This window comes from Sphingomonas crocodyli, from assembly GCF_004005865.1.
GTDB classification, from domain to species: domain Bacteria; phylum Pseudomonadota; class Alphaproteobacteria; order Sphingomonadales; family Sphingomonadaceae; genus Rhizorhabdus; species Rhizorhabdus crocodyli.
This window is the reverse complement of the sequence record NZ_SACN01000001.1, coordinates 2153721-2170878: the sequence shown is the minus strand read 5'-3', so window position 1 is coordinate 2170878 and position 17158 is coordinate 2153721. Positions and strand designations below refer to the sequence as shown.

Sequence of the window (17158 nt, the reverse complement as noted above, 5' to 3'; positions counted from 1 at the left end):
CTACCGGTCGCAGGCTGAGTAATCACCGTCGACACAGGCGTCGTAGCGCTTGCGCCACGCGGCGAGCCGGCGCTGATAGTCATTCATTGCGGCCTCGTTCGAACGACGAACCCGCGCATTGCCATTGTCACGCCGTTCGGTTGCCGCAAGCGCGCGACGGTTGAGTTGCTCGGTGCGGAGACGATCGGCTCGATGCGCAGAATCCTCAGCACGCGCAACCGCGGCCTGAGAGAGGATGAGAAGGCCCAGAAGATGTTCGCGCCGCATGAGGGCGCCGATATCGACCAGCGGCTTTCAGCCTGCTGAACGATCTGGCCATATCAACATTTAACATAATATATATTATCGCATCATGATCTTGCACAAGGAAGACTGCTCCCGATGTGGCCACCTCACTTGCTCTTCGATAAGTGCAGATGCACAAACTGAACATGAGAAAAATACCCTGCACCACCTGTGGCGCATTGATATTACCAGTCACCGCTGAGAGTACCGGCGGCGTTTGCATGGCTTGTAAGCAAGGCATCAGGAAGAGCATGGAGGCATCACGCGCCGCCCTGCAGAAATCGAAAGAATATGATCCTCACCACGAACTGTGGCTGTCTCTTGTAAAACGCTGGTCCAATGATCCCTCTTTATCGAGTTGGTCAAAGGAGGAGAAGATATACTTCTCTGTCACCCTGTTCGAAAACGAACTGTATAATGGTGGATTTGAGCAATATTTTTCCAATAGCTCGGCCAATTATTATGCTTATGCAGTTATGGGCTTGAGAGATTTAGGCGCAGAGGGTTCTTTAGAGATTCTCGTGGAAGCTGCGAGCATATTGTTCGGTGCGGACGGCCCGCCTGATAGCCAGCAAGCTCGCTGGGGCATTATGTACATGAAAAATCATGAAGAAACAGATATCGAGCATATCCTCGACGCAGGAGTCGACGAACACCTCGATCAGCTCGACCAACGTTTTTATAAAAGTTCCAAGGATATTGCAGACCTTCTCGAGGCCTATGAAGTAAAGCATGGACTAGTCGTGCCATTTTTGAGTTTCGAATGACGAAAAATCTAGAGTTCGTCATACGCCCTCTCGACCAAAGCGATCTCGATGCCGCGCTGGCACTCCAAAACAAAAGTTATCCTGCGTTCCTTTGTGAAGACGCGATCGCCTTCGCGAGCCGCATGGCGCTGCCAAGCAACTTTTGCCTGGCAGCGTTCCGATCGAACCGATTGATCGCTTACCTCATCGCGCATGGATCGGCCGCGCGTTCGCCATTCCCGGTCGGCTATGTCCTGAACCCCGATGATGCCGGTCACGACGTTTTGTTCATCCACGATCTGTGCGTTTCCGCCGCCGGACGCGGTTCGGGTGTCGGTCGCCAGCTGATCGACCGGGCGTTCGAACTGGCAGTTGCGGCCGGTCTGCCCCGCGCCGAACTGATCGCTGTCGAGGGTGCCGCGGGCTATTGGAAGACGCTGGGCTTCGTCGAGGAGCAATGTTCGCCCGCGCTCGCCGCGAAAGTCGCCTCCTACGGCGCCGATGCCCGCTGGATGGCACGCGATATTCGTGCGATGCCGTGAAGATGCGCTTCGATCGACGTCAGCTTCTCGCCTTGTTGCCCGCACTCGCGCTGGCGCGTCCCGCTTCGGCGCTGACGCTCGCCGAGCCGAACGACGTCTTCCAGAAGCAGCTCGACATGTTTTGGCCTCTGTTCATGTCGCTGCCCAATGTGCGCGAGCCGGTACGCGATGCCGATGCGCGCGACATCTGCTTTATGTTCACCAACAAGAGCTGCGCGATCTGCAAATCGGTCCATCGCGCCTATCGGTCGGGCTTTTCGAAGCTCGAGATGCGCTTCATCGTCTATCCTTGGCCCGGCGACGATAACCGCGAGTTGAACTGGCTCTATCGCCGCGAGACGAGTTTCGCCGATCTCGACGCCTATATGATGGGCAAACCGGTGCCGATGACCGCATCGGACAGCCCCGACCTGCCCGATCAGGTGCTGATGGCCGGCCGCCATATCGCCGAGGAACTGATCGAGGGCGGCGGCTTCGGCACCCCCTTCTTCCTCTACGCCGCAGGCGCCGCGACTAAGGGGCCGGTCACCTACACCGCCGGCGATATCGGGGCGGTGCAGGACATGTTCGACCGCGCGGTATGATCGCCCTCGCCCGCTAACTATTTCCGCCCGAACAGTTTCTCGATCTCGCCATGCCCCAGCTTGATCCAGGTCGGGCGGCCGTGGTTGCACTGGCCCGAATGCGGCGTGACCTCCATTTCGCGGAGCAGCGCGTTCATCTCGACGACCGACAGGGTCCGCCCTGCCCGTACCGATCCGTGGCACGCCATCGTTGCCGCGACATGATCGAGCCGTTCCTTGAGCGACAAAGCCTGATCATAGGCCGCGAGTTCGTCGGCCAGATCGACCACCAGCCCACGCACGTCGCCCTGCCCAAGCAAGGCCGGCGTCGCGCGGACGAGGATGGCGGCGGGGCCGAAGCGTTCCAGTTCCAACCCCATTTCGGCGAGTTCGCCAACCCGCGCCTCGATCCGGTCGCACGCGACCTCGTCGAGTTCGACGACTTCGGGAAGCAGCAGCGCCTGTGCCCGCGCACCGCCCTCGGCCATCGCGCGCTTCATCCGTTCGAGCACGAGCCGTTCGTGCGCGGCATGCTGATCGACGATGACGAGTCCGTCCTCGGTCTCGGCGACGATATAGGTCGCCGCGATCTGCCCGCGCGCAATGCCCAGAGGATAATGAACCGGCGTTGGCGGCGCGGCTTCGGCCGGCTCGGCCTTGCCCATCGGCATCGGCGCGAAGGCGGGGGCGCTGTCCCATACCGAACCCTGCCCCCCTTCCCCGCCGCCCGCCGGCATCGGATAGGCGAATCCGGGGGAGCGCGATGGCCAGGATGGGGCCGATGGCGGGGGCGCGAAGCTCGATCCGCTTTCCCAATTGCCGAGTGACGCCACCGATGCGCGGTGCGCGCTGCGATGCCCCGCCTCGTCAAGCGCCGCGCGCAGCCCGCCGACGATCATCCCGCGGATCAGCCCCGGATCGCGGAAGCGCACCTCGGTCTTGGCCGGATGGACATTGACGTCGACCAGATCGCCCGGAAGCTCGACGAACAAAGCCACCACCGGATGCCGATCGCGCGCCAGCATGTCCTGATAGGCGCCGCGCACCGCACCGATCAGCAATCGGTCCTTCACCGGGCGGCCGTTGACGAACAGATATTGATGGTCGGCGACACCGCGATTGAAGGTCGGCAGGCCGGCAACCCCGGTCAGCGAGATGCCTTCGCGCCCATAATCGACCGCAACGCTGTTTCCCGCGAGTTCGCGGTCGGTGAGTGCCGCGACCCGCTGCGCGCGCTCCTCGCCCGGCGGCACGCTGAACGCGCGGCGGCCATCATGCTCCAGTGTGAAGCCGATATCGGGGCGCGCCATTGCGAGCCGCTTCACCGCATCGACGCAGGCCGCATATTCGGCGCGCGCGGATCGCAGGAATTTGCGCCGCGCGGGGACCTTGGCGAACAGTTGGGCGACCTTGATCCGCGTGCCGGGCGGCAGGGCGGCCGGCCCCTCCCCCGCCACCGCGCCATGATCGACCCGGCGCAGCCATCCATCGGCGCCGCGCACTCGGCTTTCGATCGTCAATTCGGCGACGCTCGCGATCGACGGCAAAGCCTCGCCCCGAAAACCCAGAGTCGTTACCGCCTCGATCGCCTCGTCGGGCAGTTTCGACGTGGCGTGGCGTTCCAGAGCCAGCGCGATATCGGCCGGCGCCATGCCGCATCCGTCGTCGATCACCTCGATCGCGGCGAGCCCGCCTTCGCTCAGCGCAATCGATATGCGGGTGGCACCGGCGTCGATCGCATTTTCGACCAGTTCCTTCAGCGCGCTGGCGGGCCTTTCGACCACTTCACCGGCAGCGATGCGATTCACGAGATGCTCTGGCAGGCGGCGTATTGACATGGGGGTTGCTCTAGCCCAAGCGGCGCCTTTCCGCATCCTCGTTTCCGGCCTTCAAAAAGCCGATTGTTTCGGGGCGGCGGCCACGCCCGACACGCCCATCATACGGACGGACGAATGCTTTTTCAGCGCCTCTTCAAATTCATGTCGCACGATATGGCGATCGATCTCGGCACCGCGAACACCGTTGTCTATCTGCGCGGACGCGGGATTGTGCTCAACGAACCGTCGGTCGTCGCGATCGAAACGATCAACGGCGTCAAGCGCGTCAAGGCCGTCGGCGATGACGCCAAGCTGATGATGGGCAAGACCCCGCATCAGATCGAGGCGATCCGCCCGCTACGCGACGGCGTTATCGCGGACATCGACGTCGCCGAACAGATGATCAAGCACTTCATCCATAAGGTGCATGGCGGCAAGGCGCGCCCGTGGCGCTTCCCGGAAATCGTGATCTGCGTGCCTTCGGGTTCGACCTCGGTCGAGCGCCGCGCGATCCGTGACGCCGCGTCGAACGCCGGCGCTTCGCAAGTGTGGCTGATCGAGGAGCCTATGGCCGCTGCGATCGGCGCCGGCATGCCTGTGACCGAGCCGGTCGGATCGATGGTCGTCGATATCGGCGGTGGCACCACCGAAGTCGCGGTCCTCTCGCTGCGCGGCCTCGCCTACACCACGTCGGTCCGCGTCGGCGGCGACAAGATGGACGAAGCGATCAGTTCCTACGTCCGCCGCAATCACAACCTCCTGATCGGCGAAGCCACGGCCGAGCGGATCAAGCAGGAAGTCGGCGTCGCCAAGATGCCGGCCGATGGCAAGGGCCAGACGATCCAGATCAAGGGCCGCGATCTCGTCAACGGCGTGCCGAAGGAGATCGCGATCACCCAGGCGCAGATCGCCGAGGCACTGACCGAGCCGGTCTCCGCGATCGTCGAAGGCGTGCGCATCGCGCTGGAAAACACGCAGCCCGAACTCGCGGCCGACATCGTCGATCAGGGCATCGTCCTCACCGGCGGCGGCGCGCTGCTGCAGGGGATCGACGAAGTGCTGCGCGAGGCGACCGGCCTGCCGGTCTCGATCGCCGACGATCCGCTGACCTGCGTTGCGTTGGGCACCGGTCGCGCGCTGGAAGACACCGTCTTCCGCGGCGTGCTCCAGACCGCCTGACGAGGCGCTGAGCGGCGATGGCGGCGCCCCGGCACCGGCGTCGAGGCTTTTCGCGCCGCGTCCAGTACAGCCTGTTCGCCGGCTATGTGCTGGCGGTCGTGGGCGTGATGGTCGCGGTGGCGTTGCTGGCCATCGCGCATCTCGATCCGCGCGCCTTTGCGACGCTGCGCGGCGTCGCGATCGATGCGGGTAGCCTGATCAGCGGCCCGCCGCGCGCGATCGTACGCGGCGCCGCGGACATCAGTGCCGAGATCGACGCCTATTTCGATGCCGCCGCGCAAAATCGCGCTCTGAAGCGCCGCCTGGAAGCCAGCGAGCGTGCCCGTATCGGCGCGCAGGCGCTTGCCCTTGAGAATGCTCGCCTCAAGCGGATGGCGCTGCTTGTCGAGCATCTTCCGCGCCCGCTGCTCAGCGCGCGGATCGTCGGATCGACGCCCACCGCGGCGCGCCGTTTCGTGACGCTCGCCGCCGGCAGCAGCGACGGGGTGCGCCCCGGCATGGCGGTGCGCGCCCCCGAAGGACTGATCGGCCGCGTGTTCGAAACCGGGATGATCGCGTCGCGCGTCCTGCTTCTCACCGATGGCGAAAGTGCCGTGCCGGTGCGGATGGCGCGCAACGGCGTCGCGGCGCTTGTTACAGGCCGAGGCGATGGCAGCGTCGAGATACGCGGGCTGATCGCAGGCGGCCGCCCGTTCCGTCGGGGCGATCTGGCGCTGACCTCGGGCGTCGGCGGGGTCTATACGCCGAATGTGCCGGTTGCCGTCGTCGTGTCGGTCACGGGCGATCGTGCTGTCGCCCTGCCGCTGGCCGATCCCGCCCGGATCGGCATGGCGCTGGTCTATCCGATCTATCAGGCGCCATCGGATGCTGCTCCATCGCAGCCGAAACCGTGATAACTGGGCTATGATCGCCGTCCCCCGCCCCCTGCCCGTCTGGCTGCCGCTCAAGGCCCGGCTCGTGCCCGCGCTGTCGACGATGGCGGGATCGGCGGTCGTTCTGCTGCCGGTGGTCGCGGTCGGGCCGTCCATGCCCCCTTTCGGCCTGCTGATGCTGCTCGCCTGGCGCCTGCTGCGACCCGAAATGTGGCCCGCCTGGGTCGCGTTGCCGCTCGGGCTGTTCGACGATCTTCTGTCCGGGCAGATGCTTGGCACCTCGATGGCGATCTGGACGGTGGCGTCGCTGATCTTTGACTGGATCGACCATCATCTGCTGTGGCGTGATTTTTGGATGGAATGGGCGCTCGCCGCGCTGACCATATTGTTTGCGGTCATGGGCGGATGGGCGGTGTCGCGCAGCTATGTCGCTTATGGTTCGGTGGTCGTGGCGATGCCGCAGGCGGTTTTGTCGGTGCTCGTTTTCCCCGCTTTGGTGCGTCTGGTCGCCGCGCTCGACCGATGGCGTCTGGCCCGATGAAGTTCGGGCGCACCACCCGGATCGTCACCGAACAGCTTCAGGCGTTCAGCTTTCAACGGCGCGCTTTTGTCCTCGGTGCCGCGCAGGTCGGCTTTGGCGGGCTGCTGGCGGGCCGCATGGGCTGGCTCGCGATCGCGCAGAATGAGCGTTATTCGACGCTGGCCGAGAATAATCGCGTCCAGATGACCTTGGTGCCGCCGCGCCGGGGCTGGATCATCGACCGCGCCGGCAAGCCGATCGCGATCAACCGCACCGTCTTTCGCGTCGACATCATCCCCGATCAGCTGCGCAATCCCGCCGCGACTTTGGGCACGCTCCAGCAGCTGCTCGCGCTCACCGCCGAGGATCTCGATCGGATCCGCGAGGATCTGGGCAAGGCGCGGGGTTATCAGCCGGTCAGCGTCGCCGATAATATCCCCTATGAACGCTTCGCGGCGGTCAGCGTGCGTCAATCCTCGCTGCCCGGTGTTGCGCCGTCGAGCGGCTATGGCCGTTACTACCCCGCCGGCCCTGCGGTCGCCCATCTGGTCGGCTATGTCGGCCCGGCATCGGCCGCCGATTATGATCGCACCCGCGATCCGTTGCTGATCACGCCGGGTTTCAAGATCGGCAAGGAAGGTCTTGAAAGAACAATGGAACCCTGGCTTCGCGGTAAGCCGGGTGCCAAGCGCAGTGAAGTGACAGCGCGCGGCAAGGTGGTGCGCGAACTCACCACCCGGCCCGAGGTCGTCGGCAACGCGCTCCAGCTCACGATCGACGCTGGGCTCCAGGCTTATGCCGCGCGCCGGCTCGGCCCCGAAAGCGCGTCGGCGGTCGTGATCGATACGCATACCGGCGGTATCCTCGCGATGGCATCGATGCCGGCTTATGATCCCAACGGCTTTTCGGACGGCATCAGCCATCGCGAATGGGACATGATGTCGTCGAACGATCATCTGCCGCTGACCAACAAGGTGATGCAGGGGCTGTATCCGCCCGGCTCCACCGTCAAGCCAATGGTATCGCTGGCCTTGCTCGAGGCCGGCGTCGATCCGAACCAGACAGTTGTTTGCACAGGTCGCTACCGGCTCGGGAACAGCTATTTCCACTGCCACAAGCATAGCGGGCATGGTTCGGTGAACATGGCGCACGCGATTGCGGCCAGCTGCGACATCTATTTCTACACGATGGCGCGGCTCGTCGGGATCGATCGGATCGCGGCGACGGCGCGGATGCTGGGCATGGGCGAGGAATTCGTGCTGCCCATGCCGTCGCAGCGTTATGGCACCGTGCCCGATACCGAATGGAAGCTGCGCAAGTACAAGCAGCGCTGGACCACAGCCGATACGCTCAATTCGACGATCGGACAGGGCTATATGCTCGCCAATCCGCTCCAACTCGCGGTGATGGCGGCCCGGATCGCGAGCGGCACCTCGCTGTCGCCTCGCCTAATCGTCAACAAGCGCTATCCCGAGCAGGGCGGCGCACTCGATGTCGATCCGCGCAATCTCGAGATCGTGCGCGCGGGGATGTCCGGTGTGGTCAATGGCCCTTGGGGCACGGGTGGACGGGCGCGCCTCAACCTGCCGACCGGCGAACTGCTCGCGGGCAAGACAGGCACCGCGCAGGTGCGCCGTATCTCGATGGCGATGCGCCGCGCGGGGATGACCGGCACCGACGGCATGCCGTGGAAATATCGCGAACATGGCCTGTTCATCGGTTTCGCACCGGTCGTCGACCCGCGCTATGCGGTGTCCGTCGTCGTCGAACATGGCCTGCACGGCACGGCAGGCGCGGTCATCGCGCGTGACCTGATCACCTATCTCTACGATCCCAAGCGTGCGCTCGATCGGCTTCGTGGGCTTGAGGAAGGCTGGGGCGGCACGATCGAACAGCGCATGGCGGCCGATGCGTGGCGCTGGGATCACCGCAACGACCCGCCTGCCCCCGTCATCAAGCCAGCGCCCGCTCAAGCCCCCTCGCCCGCTCCGCAGGGGGCTGAGGGCGCCGATGCGCAGGACGACGAACGATGAGCCGCGATTCGCTCGTCCCGCAGCCGCTGCGCCAGATTCCGTGGGGAATGCTGGCAATGGTCTGCGCGATTGCCGGCTTCGGCCTGATCGTCCTCTATTCGGCGGCGGGCGGCAGCATGACACCCTGGGCGCAGTCTCAGGGAACCCGCTTCCTCATCTTCCTGTTCCTGGCGATCATATTGTCCCGCGTGGGCGAGGATGGCGTGAAGGGGGTCGCGATCCCCGCTTATGTCATCCTGCTGGGTATGCTCGTGGCGGTCGAACTGTTCGGCTTCGTCCGTGGCGGCAGTCGACGGTGGCTCGATCTGGGCATCATCCGATTGCAGCCTTCGGAGTTGATGAAGGTCGCAATCGTCCTGGCTGTGGCGCGCTTCTACGATCTGCTGCCGGCCAGCGCGATCCGCAGCTGGACGGCGATCTGGATCCCGGCACTGATGATCGGTTTTCCCATGATTCTCGTCATGGCCCAGCCCGATCTCGGCACATCGCTTATGATCTGCCTGGGCGGTATCACCGTCGCCTTCCTGGCCGGCCTCCCGCTGCGTTTGTTCGTGGGTGCCGGGCTGGCGCTCGCCGCGGCGCTCCCGCTCGCTCTGTCGATGATGCACGGATATCAGCGCGACCGGGTGGAAATCTTCCTCAACCCCGAAAGCGACCCGCTCGGCACCGGTTATCACATCATCCAGTCGAAGATCGCGATCGGATCCGGCGGCGTTTTCGGCAAGGGCTTCCTGGGCGGGACCCAGAGCCACCTCGATTACCTCCCCGAACGCCATACCGACTTCGTCTTCGCGACGATGGCGGAGGAATGGGGGCTGATCGGTGGCTGTGGAATTATCGGTGCCTATCTGCTCGTCCTGCGCTGGGGCATGGGTGTGGCGGGCCGCGCGCGATCCCGATTCTCGCGCCTGACGGCGGCCGGGCTGACGACGACGATCTTCTTTTATGTCGCGATCAACCTGTCGATGGTGATGGGCATGGCCCCCGTGGTCGGCATCCCCCTGCCCCTGGTTTCCTTCGGCGGATCGGCGATGATGACGGTCCTGATCTGCCTCGGACTGCTCATGGCAATCGACCGTTCCGCACGCCGAAATTGAGCTTTTTAAAAAATCTCCGATTTGACGGTTTACAACCGCCCCAGCCCCGACTATCAGCGCGCCTCACCCACGGCGGGAGGCACCAACCTCCCCTCTGAGGCCAAGGTGTGGACGCATAGCTCAGTTGGTAGAGCAGCTGACTCTTAATCAGCGGGTCCTTGGTTCGAGCCCAAGTGCGTCCACCATTCCTTTCATACACTTAGCGCGCGCCTCAAGCCAGTGCCCCTAAACGCTGGGGGTGTTTTGTGCCAGAAAATCAGCTGTTCTTGGCGCTTCGTTTTAGAAATTCACACCATACCTCAGCATGTTAAGTTCAACTCGGCTCTCTGAGTTGTCCTTGCTCTAATTTCTGTGGCTGGGGAATCAGCAGGTCTGTACTCGGCACAAAAACGCATTTCCGCCTCTGTCCGTCGCGAGCGTCACAGCCTTATGTCTCAGATGGGCCACACCTTCGTATGACATCAGGGTGTGGGGATTGGCGCTATAGATCGGTACGACGGCACCGCCCGCATGGAAGGATATGCCGTGCCTACCGAAAGGAACCTCCCATGGACCCGCTCGTCATCGTCCGGCCTGGTGGCCTCACCGACCTTCCCGAAGCCGGGACCCGTGACATCGGCGCCGCGCTGCGCGCGCTGCTCGCCGATTTCTTCGCGCTCTATGTGAAGACCAAGAACTTCCACTGGCATATGAGCGGTCCGCATTTTCGGGACTATCATCTGCTGCTTGACGAGCAGGCCACCCAGCTGTTCGCGGTGACCGATCCACTCGCCGAACGCGCCCGTAAGATCGGCGCGCCGGCGATCCGCTCGATCGCTGACATCGCCCGGCTGCAGCGGCTCTCCGACAATAGCGAGACCTATGTCGATCCGCAGGACATGCTGGCCGAGCTGCGCGACGACAATGTTCGCGTGACCGCTGCGATGCGCCAGGTCCATGCGGTGTGCGACGAATATGGCGATGTGGCGACCGCCAGCCTGCTCGAGGTCTGGATCGACGAGAGCGAAGGCCGCACCTGGTTCCTGAACGAAGCGATGCACGCCCGGCCCGGCTCGAACTACTAAACCGGCGGACGCCCCTCGATCGGCGATCGGGGGCGAGCTTCGACCGACCAGAATGACGATCAGGCGATGGGCGCTCCGCTGGCGGGGCGCCCATCCTTCATGGAGAGCCGGCAGTGCGGAGTGCGGTTCAGAACAAAGGGGCCCAGTTGGTTCTGCTCGGCATGGGGACCGACCTCGCGATCGCGCTTCTCAAGTTCACGGCGGCCTCCGCGACGGCATCCGCGTCGATGTTCGCCGAGGGCATGCATTCGGTGATGGATCTCGCGACCGAGGCGATCTTGCTCTACGGGCTCTATGCCGCCCGGCGACCGGCGAATGTCGAGCATCAGCTTGGCTTTGGCCGCGAGATCTTCTTCTGGAACTTTATCGCTGCGCTGGTCCTGCTCGCTTTGGGTGCCGGCGTCACGCTCCACAATGCCCTGCGGCAGGTCATCCACCCGCGTCCGCTCGAGGATGGATGGATCAACTATGCGGTGCTCGCCACGAGCTTCGCGGTCGAGGCCGTCATAACCTGCTATGCGATCCGCTCCAGTCGGCTGATGCGGCTACGCCATGGCATCCGGCGCTATCTGATGGAGGTCCGCGACGTCACCTCGTTGACCGTCCTCGCCACCAGCCTCGCCGGCCTGCTGGGCCTGGCGATCGCGACGATCGGCACGGTGTCGGGCGCCGCGTTCCATCGGCCGGTGCTCGATGGTCTGGCCTCAATCCTGATCGCCGTCCTGATGGGGCTGACCGCGCTGCTCCTCGCTGGCCAGAGCAAGTCCCTCTTGATCGGAGCGGCGGCGACCGAGGATACCGTCGCCGACATCAAGCGGGCGGCCACGGGGCTGGAAGAGGTCCGGAGCATCAATGGTTGTCTGACGGTCCATCTGGCCGCCGAACAACTGCTGGTGGGCTTGAGCGTCAGCTTCAGCCCTGGGCTGGATACGGCCGAGGTTGAGGCTGCGGTGATCAAGCTTGAACAGGCGGTCAAGAGCTGCCGGCCCGATGTCCGCTTCTTGTTCGTCCGTCCGGAAAGCGTCGAAACGGCGGACCGCCGGCGTCGCCTGCGAGGATGGTGAGCCTGATCAAGGTGCGCCAGAAGATGAGCCTAAAACCGCGCTTTCATGCGGCGCGCCGTACCCTGACGGGCGTCGATTTGTAGCTCGGGGTGCCGCTGGCGTGGTCGTGCTCATCGAGCGCGATGAGCCCATTGGCTTCAGGATAATAAGCCGCGATCGAACCTCGAGCTATGTCGTGGGCGACTGCCGTCTGTCCCCGTAGCTCGCGCTCTCCGGCGACGATGTCGACCCGGTCGCCATGCTCGAGACCCAGCTCGCGCAGGTCGTCGGCGTTGAGGAAGACGACGTCGCGGCGGCCGGTGATCCCGCGATAGCGGTCGTTCAGGCCGTAGATGGTGGTGTTGTACTGGTCATGGCTGCGGATCGTGGTCAGCAGATAGGGATGGCCCTCGCGCTCGACGTCGAGCGGCAGTTCGGTGACCAGGAAATGCGCCAGCCCATCGGGCGTGTCCCATTGCCGCTGCGACGCGCCGACCCGCAGGCGGAAGCCGCCCTTCACCCGCACCCGCTCGTTGAAGTCGTAGAAGTCGGGGAAGACCTCCTCGATCTTGTCGCGGATGCGGTCATAATCGGCGACCAGCTCGTCCCACGCCACCACGCTGTTCGGCACGGCGGCTCTGGCGAGGCCGGCGACGATCGCGGGTTCGGACCGGAGCGTGTCCGACACGGGCTTGAGCATGCCGCGCGAGGCATGCACCACCGACATCGAATCCTCGACCGTCACCGCCTGGCGTCCGCTCGCCTGCACGTCGATCTCGGTACGGCCGAGGCAGGGCAGGACCAGGCTTTCCCGGGCGGTGAGCAGGCAGGTGCGGTTGAGCTTGGTGACGATCTGGACGCTGAGATCGAGCTTGCGGAAGGCCGGAAAGGTGGTCTGCGGGTCGCTGATCGCCACCGCCAGATTGCCGCCCAGGCCGATGAAGGCCTTCGCCGTGCCATCGCGCATCGCGGCGATCGCCTCCACGGCGTTGTGGCCATGCGCGCGCGGGCTTGTGATACCGAAGGCTCGGTCGAGCCGTTCGAGGAAATGTTCGGTCGGGATTTCGGTGATGCCGACGGTGCGGTCGCCTTGCACGTTCGAATGGCCCCGAACCGGGCAGATCCCCGCCCCTTCGCGGCCGAAATTGCCGCGCAGCAACAGCAGGTTCGCCATCTGCTGGACGGTTTCGGTGCCATGGCGATGCTGGGTGATCCCCATGCCGTAGCAGAAGATCGCGCGCGGTGCGGTCCAGTAGCCCCGGGCGATGCTCTCGATGGCATCGCGCGACAAGCCCGAAACCCGACAGATCGCATCCCAGTCGGTGGCGTCGATATCGGCGCGGAGCGCATCGATGCCGCTGGTGTGCATGTGGATGAACTCGCGGTCGAGCAGCCCGGCGCCGCCCGCGGCCATATCGAGCGCGTCGGCCTCGAACAGCGCCTTCATCATGCCCTTGAGCAGCGCCAGATCGCCGCCGACCTTGATCAGGTGATAGGCCGACGAGATCGGCGTCGCGCCCAAGGTCACCATCTCCACTGGCGCCTGCGGGTCCTGGAAGCGCTCCAGTCCGCGCTCGCGCAGCGGGTTGATCGCGATGATCGGCTTGCCCCGGCGCGAGACCTCGCGGAGGGTTCCGAGCATGCGCGGGTGATTGGTGCCCGGGTTATGGCCGAAGCTGAACACCGCGTCGGTCTCGTCGAAATCCTCGAGGGTGACCGTGCCCTTGCCTACCCCGATCGACTTGGGCAGCCCGACGCTGGTCGCCTCGTGGCACATGTTAGAGCAGTCGGGGAAATTGTTCGTCCCAAACTCGCGCGCGAAGAGCTGGTAAAGGAAGGCTGCCTCGTTGGAGGCGCGGCCCGAGGTGTAGAACTCGACCTGGTTCGGATCGGCCACCGACCGCAGGGCGGCCCCTGCCCGCTCGAAGGCCTCGTCCCATGCGATCGGCACGAAATGATCGGTCTCGGCGTCGTAGCGCAGCGGATGGGTCAGCCGCCCCGCCTCCTCCAGCGCATAGTCGGACCAGGTCCAGGTCGCGCGGCTGCAGGATTGGCGTGCGGCTGCCCCCGAACATGAGACGGCCTTTCGGCGCGAACGACAGAGTTGGCGCGATCTCGCCGCTCTGGAAGATGCCTTCGCCTCCGATAGGGTCGAGACGCGTCCCGTCGCCGGACGGCGATGGGCCATGCCGAAGGTCGCGACGCTTGCCGTAGCGGCGGCGGCCTGCGTGATGCTGGTCGGGCCGCAGGCGATACTGCGTCTTCGTGCCGATCATATCAGCCCGCATGGCGAGATTAGTCGCGTCGCACTCGCCGACGGATCGGTGGCCATGCTCGACAGTGATAGCGCGATCGCGGTCGATTATGACGGAAGCGAACGGCATGTCCGCCTGCTGGAAGGCCGCGCCTGGTTTCAGGTCCGTCATGGCGACGCCCGCCCATTTCGCGTGGCGGCGGGCGATGGCGTGACCGAGGATGTCGGCACGGCATTCGAAGTTGATGCGACGGGCGATCAGGTGCGCGTCGGCGTAACCGAAGGCGCCGTCCGGGTATCGGGCAGGCAGGGGAAGGCGTTGGACCTGCGCGCAGGCGATCGCGGCGGCTATGCGGGGGATCGTGCGGCCATCCCGATTTCGGGCGATCGCGACGATATCGCCGGCTGGCGCAGAGGCGAATTGCTGATGCGGTCGATGCCGCTCGACACCGCGATCCATGCGATTGCACGCTATCGATCGGCCCCCGTCTTCCTGTGGGGCGATTTCGCCGCCGCTGCGCCGGTCAGCGGCAGCTTCCGCACCGATCAGCCCGAAGATGCCCTGGCGACCTTGATCGTCATGCGTGGACTGGATCAGGTGCGCCTGCCCGGCGGCGTCCTGATCCTGCGCCCGAAACGGGCCGTCTAAAAAAATCCGCGCTCCCCCTTGGGTGCAGACGGTCGGCAGCCGTCAATGCATCGACAAGATGCTGCGAATGCATCGCAACAGCGCCTAAGGGGTTTCCAATCCGATGTCGTTTTCCTGTTCGTTGCTCGCCCGCCTGACCATCGGCGCGGCGCTCCCTGCCATCGCCATCGCTTCCACCCCCGCTTTTGCCCAGGCCACTGCGCAGCGCAGTTTCGACATTCCCGCTCAATCGCTGGAAAGCGCGCTGTTGCTCTACATGCGCCAGTCGGGCGTGCAGGTCGGTTATGAGCCGGCCGACGTCGCCGGGCGGTCCTCCACCGGCATTTCGGGGGCGCTGACAACGGGCGAGGCTCTGTCCCGCCTGTTGGGCGGAACCGGCCTCACCTATCGATCGACCGGCGGCACATCGGTGCGGCTGCAGGCGATCCCGCGTACCGGCGGCAACGCCGTCCAGCTTGGTCCGGTCCGGGTGCAGGGCGCGGGCAATGGCCCCGCTGGCCCGATCGAAACCGCCACTGGCCCGGTCCCCGGTTATCGCGCCGCGCTGACCGCCACAGCGACGCGGACCGACAGTGCGATCCGCGATGTGCCGCAGTCGATCCAGATCGTCCCCCGCACCGTGATCGAGGATCAGGCGGCTGTGCGCCTGACCGATGTGATCCAGAACGTGTCGAGCGTGCAGTTGAACGGCACCGCCGGCAACCGCGCCGAAACCTACAATATCCGCGGCTTCGTGGCATCGCGCTACGCGATCAACGGCTTCCCGCTGACCAATGCGGCGGAACGGCCCGAGGCTTTTCTCGACCTTGCCAATGTCGAGCGCGTCGAAGTGCTCAAAGGTCCGGCGTCGGTGATGGTAGGCCTTACCGATCCCGGCGGCGTCATCAACATCGTTACCCGTGCACCGACGGAGCAATTCTCGCTCGACGGATCGTTCCAGGCGGGCAGCTTCGATTTCTACCGCAGCGAATTGTCGGTCAGCGGGCCGCTCAACGCATCCGGCACGCTGACGGCGCGTGTCACCGGCGCACTCCAGACCGACGGGGGTTTTCGCGATGAGGCCCGCGACAGCGAACGCGCCTTCGGTGCCGCGGCGCTGCGCTGGGAACCCGATACGCTGACCCGCGTCGATCTGACCGCTGACTATCTCGACAGCAAGCAGCCCTTCGATCGCGGCCTCTATGCCGACGAGAATGGCAATCACCCGCGCGATGCCGGCAACTTCCTCGGCGAAAAATGGTCGACGAACGCCTCGCGCAAACTGGTTCTCGGCCTCGCCGCGCAACGGCAGGTCGTTCCCTGGCTGATGCTGCGCTTCACCGGGCGCTATACCGATGCGACGTCGTTCGACAGCAACGGCGTCGATCTGCAGGGGCTGGAAGCCGACAACCGCACCCTGCGCCGCCGCGTGACCACCCGGACCGAGGCGCCCGAGGATCTCACCATGCGGTTCGAAGGGCTGATCGATGCCTTCACCGGCGGGATCGAACACCGCATCATGATGGGCGTCGAGCATAATCGCGGCGAGTTCTTCTTCAATTCGGCGCGCGCCAATATCGGCTCGATCGACATCTACAACCCGGTCTATGGCGCCACGCCGATCCCGGTGACGCGGCAGAATGCGCGTTACGACCGCGAAACGCGCAACTGGGGCTATTATCTTCAGGATCAGATCAGCCTGGGCGAACAGTGGAAGGCGCTGCTCGGCCTGCGTTACGACACGGCCAAGAGCCATCAGGACGACATCTTCAACGATGAGATCATCCGCACCAGCGATGATGCGCTGACGTGGCGCGCCGGTCTGGTCTATCAGCCGACCAACACGATTTCGGTCTATGCCAGCTATACGCGCAGCTTCATTCCACAGACCGGCCAGTTGATCGACGGCACCCCGCTGGCCCCGGAAAAAGGCGAACAGTTCGAAGGCGGCGTGAAGCTCGATATCATCCCCGACGCCCTGTCGCTGACCGCTGCGGTGTTCCAGACCACCAAGCAGAATGTCGCGACCGACGATCCGACCGATTCCGACTTCTCGATCCTGACCGGCGAGCAGCGGGTGCGCGGCGTCGAGTTCGATCTGACCGGCGAGATCCTGCCCGGCTGGAACATCATCGCCAACGCCGCCTATCTCGATACCGAGATCACGCGCGACAACGTGTTCGCGATCGGCAACCGGCTGACCGGCGTGCCGGAATTGAGCGGGCGGCTGTGGACCAGCTACAGCGTGCGCAGCGGGACGTTGAAGGGCCTGTCGGTCGGCGGCGGCATCCGCGTCGCCACGAAGCGGCAGATCGATCTCGACAACAGCTTCACGATCGAGGGTTACGAGACGTTCGACGCCTCGATCCGCTACGCCATCGACGAGCATTGGGAGGCGTCGGTCAACGCCCAGAACCTGACCGATCGCTTCTACATCGAAGGCGTACAGAGCGAGAGCAACCTCTATGCCGGCACGCCGCGCCGCGTGATGGGCACGGTTCGGGCGCGGTTCTGA

General features: G+C 64.7%; 15 protein-coding genes and 1 tRNA gene. 13 read left to right on the top strand and 3 right to left on the bottom strand.

The features are described from left to right. The gene (locus EOD43_RS10460) at nucleotides 1-267 is read right to left on the bottom strand and encodes a hypothetical protein (RefSeq protein WP_127743544.1); all 267 of its coding nucleotides are present in this window, start codon (nucleotides 265-267) and stop codon (nucleotides 1-3) included. 149 nt (nucleotides 268-416) lie between these two features. On the opposite strand from EOD43_RS10460, the gene EOD43_RS10455 reads away from it, so the two are divergent. The 3 genes from EOD43_RS10455 to EOD43_RS10445 are packed head-to-tail and all read left to right on the top strand — an operon-like array spanning nucleotide 417 to nucleotide 2157. After that, on the top strand, nucleotides 417-1052 hold the full coding sequence (locus tag EOD43_RS10455) for a DMP19 family protein (protein WP_240653143.1): 636 nt from the start codon (nucleotides 417-419) through the stop codon (nucleotides 1050-1052). Further along, nucleotides 1049-1573, top strand: coding sequence for a GNAT family N-acetyltransferase (locus EOD43_RS10450; RefSeq protein ID WP_127743542.1), 525 nt, complete (start codon nucleotides 1049-1051; stop codon nucleotides 1571-1573). Before EOD43_RS10455 ends, EOD43_RS10450 begins: the two co-directional genes overlap by 4 nt. A gap of 2 nt (nucleotides 1574-1575) precedes the next feature. Further along, on the top strand, nucleotides 1576-2157 hold the full coding sequence (locus EOD43_RS10445) for a permease (RefSeq protein ID WP_127743540.1): 582 nt from the start codon (nucleotides 1576-1578) through the stop codon (nucleotides 2155-2157). A 17-nt stretch (nucleotides 2158-2174) separates the two neighbouring features. Here EOD43_RS10445 and mutL read toward each other — a convergent pair whose 3' ends face one another. Then, nucleotides 2175-3974: a DNA mismatch repair endonuclease MutL gene (gene mutL / locus EOD43_RS10440; protein ID WP_127743538.1), complete on the bottom strand. Its 1800-nt coding sequence runs from the start codon at nucleotides 3972-3974 to the stop codon at nucleotides 2175-2177. Between the two features lie 114 nt (nucleotides 3975-4088). On the opposite strand from mutL, the gene EOD43_RS10435 reads away from it, so the two are divergent. From EOD43_RS10435 to EOD43_RS10400, 8 genes are all read left to right on the top strand, one after another. Continuing rightward, a complete protein-coding gene (locus EOD43_RS10435) occupies nucleotides 4089-5132 on the top strand; it encodes a rod shape-determining protein (RefSeq protein WP_127743536.1) in 1044 nt (347 codons plus the stop codon). A gap of 17 nt (nucleotides 5133-5149) precedes the next feature. Next, on the top strand, nucleotides 5150-6025 hold the full coding sequence (locus tag EOD43_RS10430; protein ID WP_127743534.1) for a rod shape-determining protein MreC: 876 nt from the start codon (nucleotides 5150-5152) through the stop codon (nucleotides 6023-6025). 10 nt (nucleotides 6026-6035) lie between these two features. Next, nucleotides 6036-6545, top strand: a complete 510-nt coding sequence (locus tag EOD43_RS10425) for a rod shape-determining protein MreD (RefSeq protein ID WP_127743532.1) — start codon at nucleotides 6036-6038, stop codon at nucleotides 6543-6545. Further along, nucleotides 6542-8557: a penicillin-binding protein 2 gene (mrdA, locus tag EOD43_RS10420; protein ID WP_127743530.1), complete on the top strand. Its 2016-nt coding sequence runs from the start codon at nucleotides 6542-6544 to the stop codon at nucleotides 8555-8557. Before EOD43_RS10425 ends, mrdA begins: the two co-directional genes overlap by 4 nt. After that, the gene (gene rodA, locus EOD43_RS10415) at nucleotides 8554-9654 is read left to right on the top strand and encodes a rod shape-determining protein RodA (RefSeq protein ID WP_127743528.1); all 1101 of its coding nucleotides are present in this window, start codon (nucleotides 8554-8556) and stop codon (nucleotides 9652-9654) included. Before mrdA ends, rodA begins: the two co-directional genes overlap by 4 nt. 109 nt (nucleotides 9655-9763) lie before the next feature. After that, nucleotides 9764-9839, top strand: a tRNA-Lys gene (locus EOD43_RS10410). A 363-nt stretch (nucleotides 9840-10202) separates the two neighbouring features. After that, nucleotides 10203-10718 (top strand): Dps family protein, encoded by a 516-nt coding sequence (locus EOD43_RS10405; protein WP_127743526.1) that lies wholly within the window; start codon nucleotides 10203-10205, stop codon nucleotides 10716-10718. A gap of 146 nt (nucleotides 10719-10864) precedes the next feature. Then, complete coding sequence (locus EOD43_RS10400; protein ID WP_164857186.1) at nucleotides 10865-11782, top strand: cation diffusion facilitator family transporter; 918 nt, start codon at nucleotides 10865-10867, stop codon at nucleotides 11780-11782. 43 nt (nucleotides 11783-11825) lie between these two features. On the opposite strand, the gene EOD43_RS10395 is transcribed toward EOD43_RS10400, so the two are convergent. Beyond that, a complete protein-coding gene (locus EOD43_RS10395; RefSeq protein ID WP_240653141.1) occupies nucleotides 11826-13949 on the bottom strand; it encodes an FdhF/YdeP family oxidoreductase in 2124 nt (707 codons plus the stop codon). On the opposite strand from EOD43_RS10395, the gene EOD43_RS10390 reads away from it, so the two are divergent. Together EOD43_RS10390 and EOD43_RS10385 are read left to right on the top strand one after the other, a co-directional pair. Then, complete coding sequence (locus tag EOD43_RS10390; protein WP_127743522.1) at nucleotides 13948-14664, top strand: FecR family protein; 717 nt, start codon at nucleotides 13948-13950, stop codon at nucleotides 14662-14664. The two genes, EOD43_RS10395 and EOD43_RS10390, sit on opposite strands and share 2 nt — an antisense overlap. Before the next feature lie 103 nt (nucleotides 14665-14767). Continuing rightward, a complete protein-coding gene (locus EOD43_RS10385; RefSeq protein ID WP_127743520.1) occupies nucleotides 14768-17158 on the top strand; it encodes a TonB-dependent siderophore receptor in 2391 nt (796 codons plus the stop codon).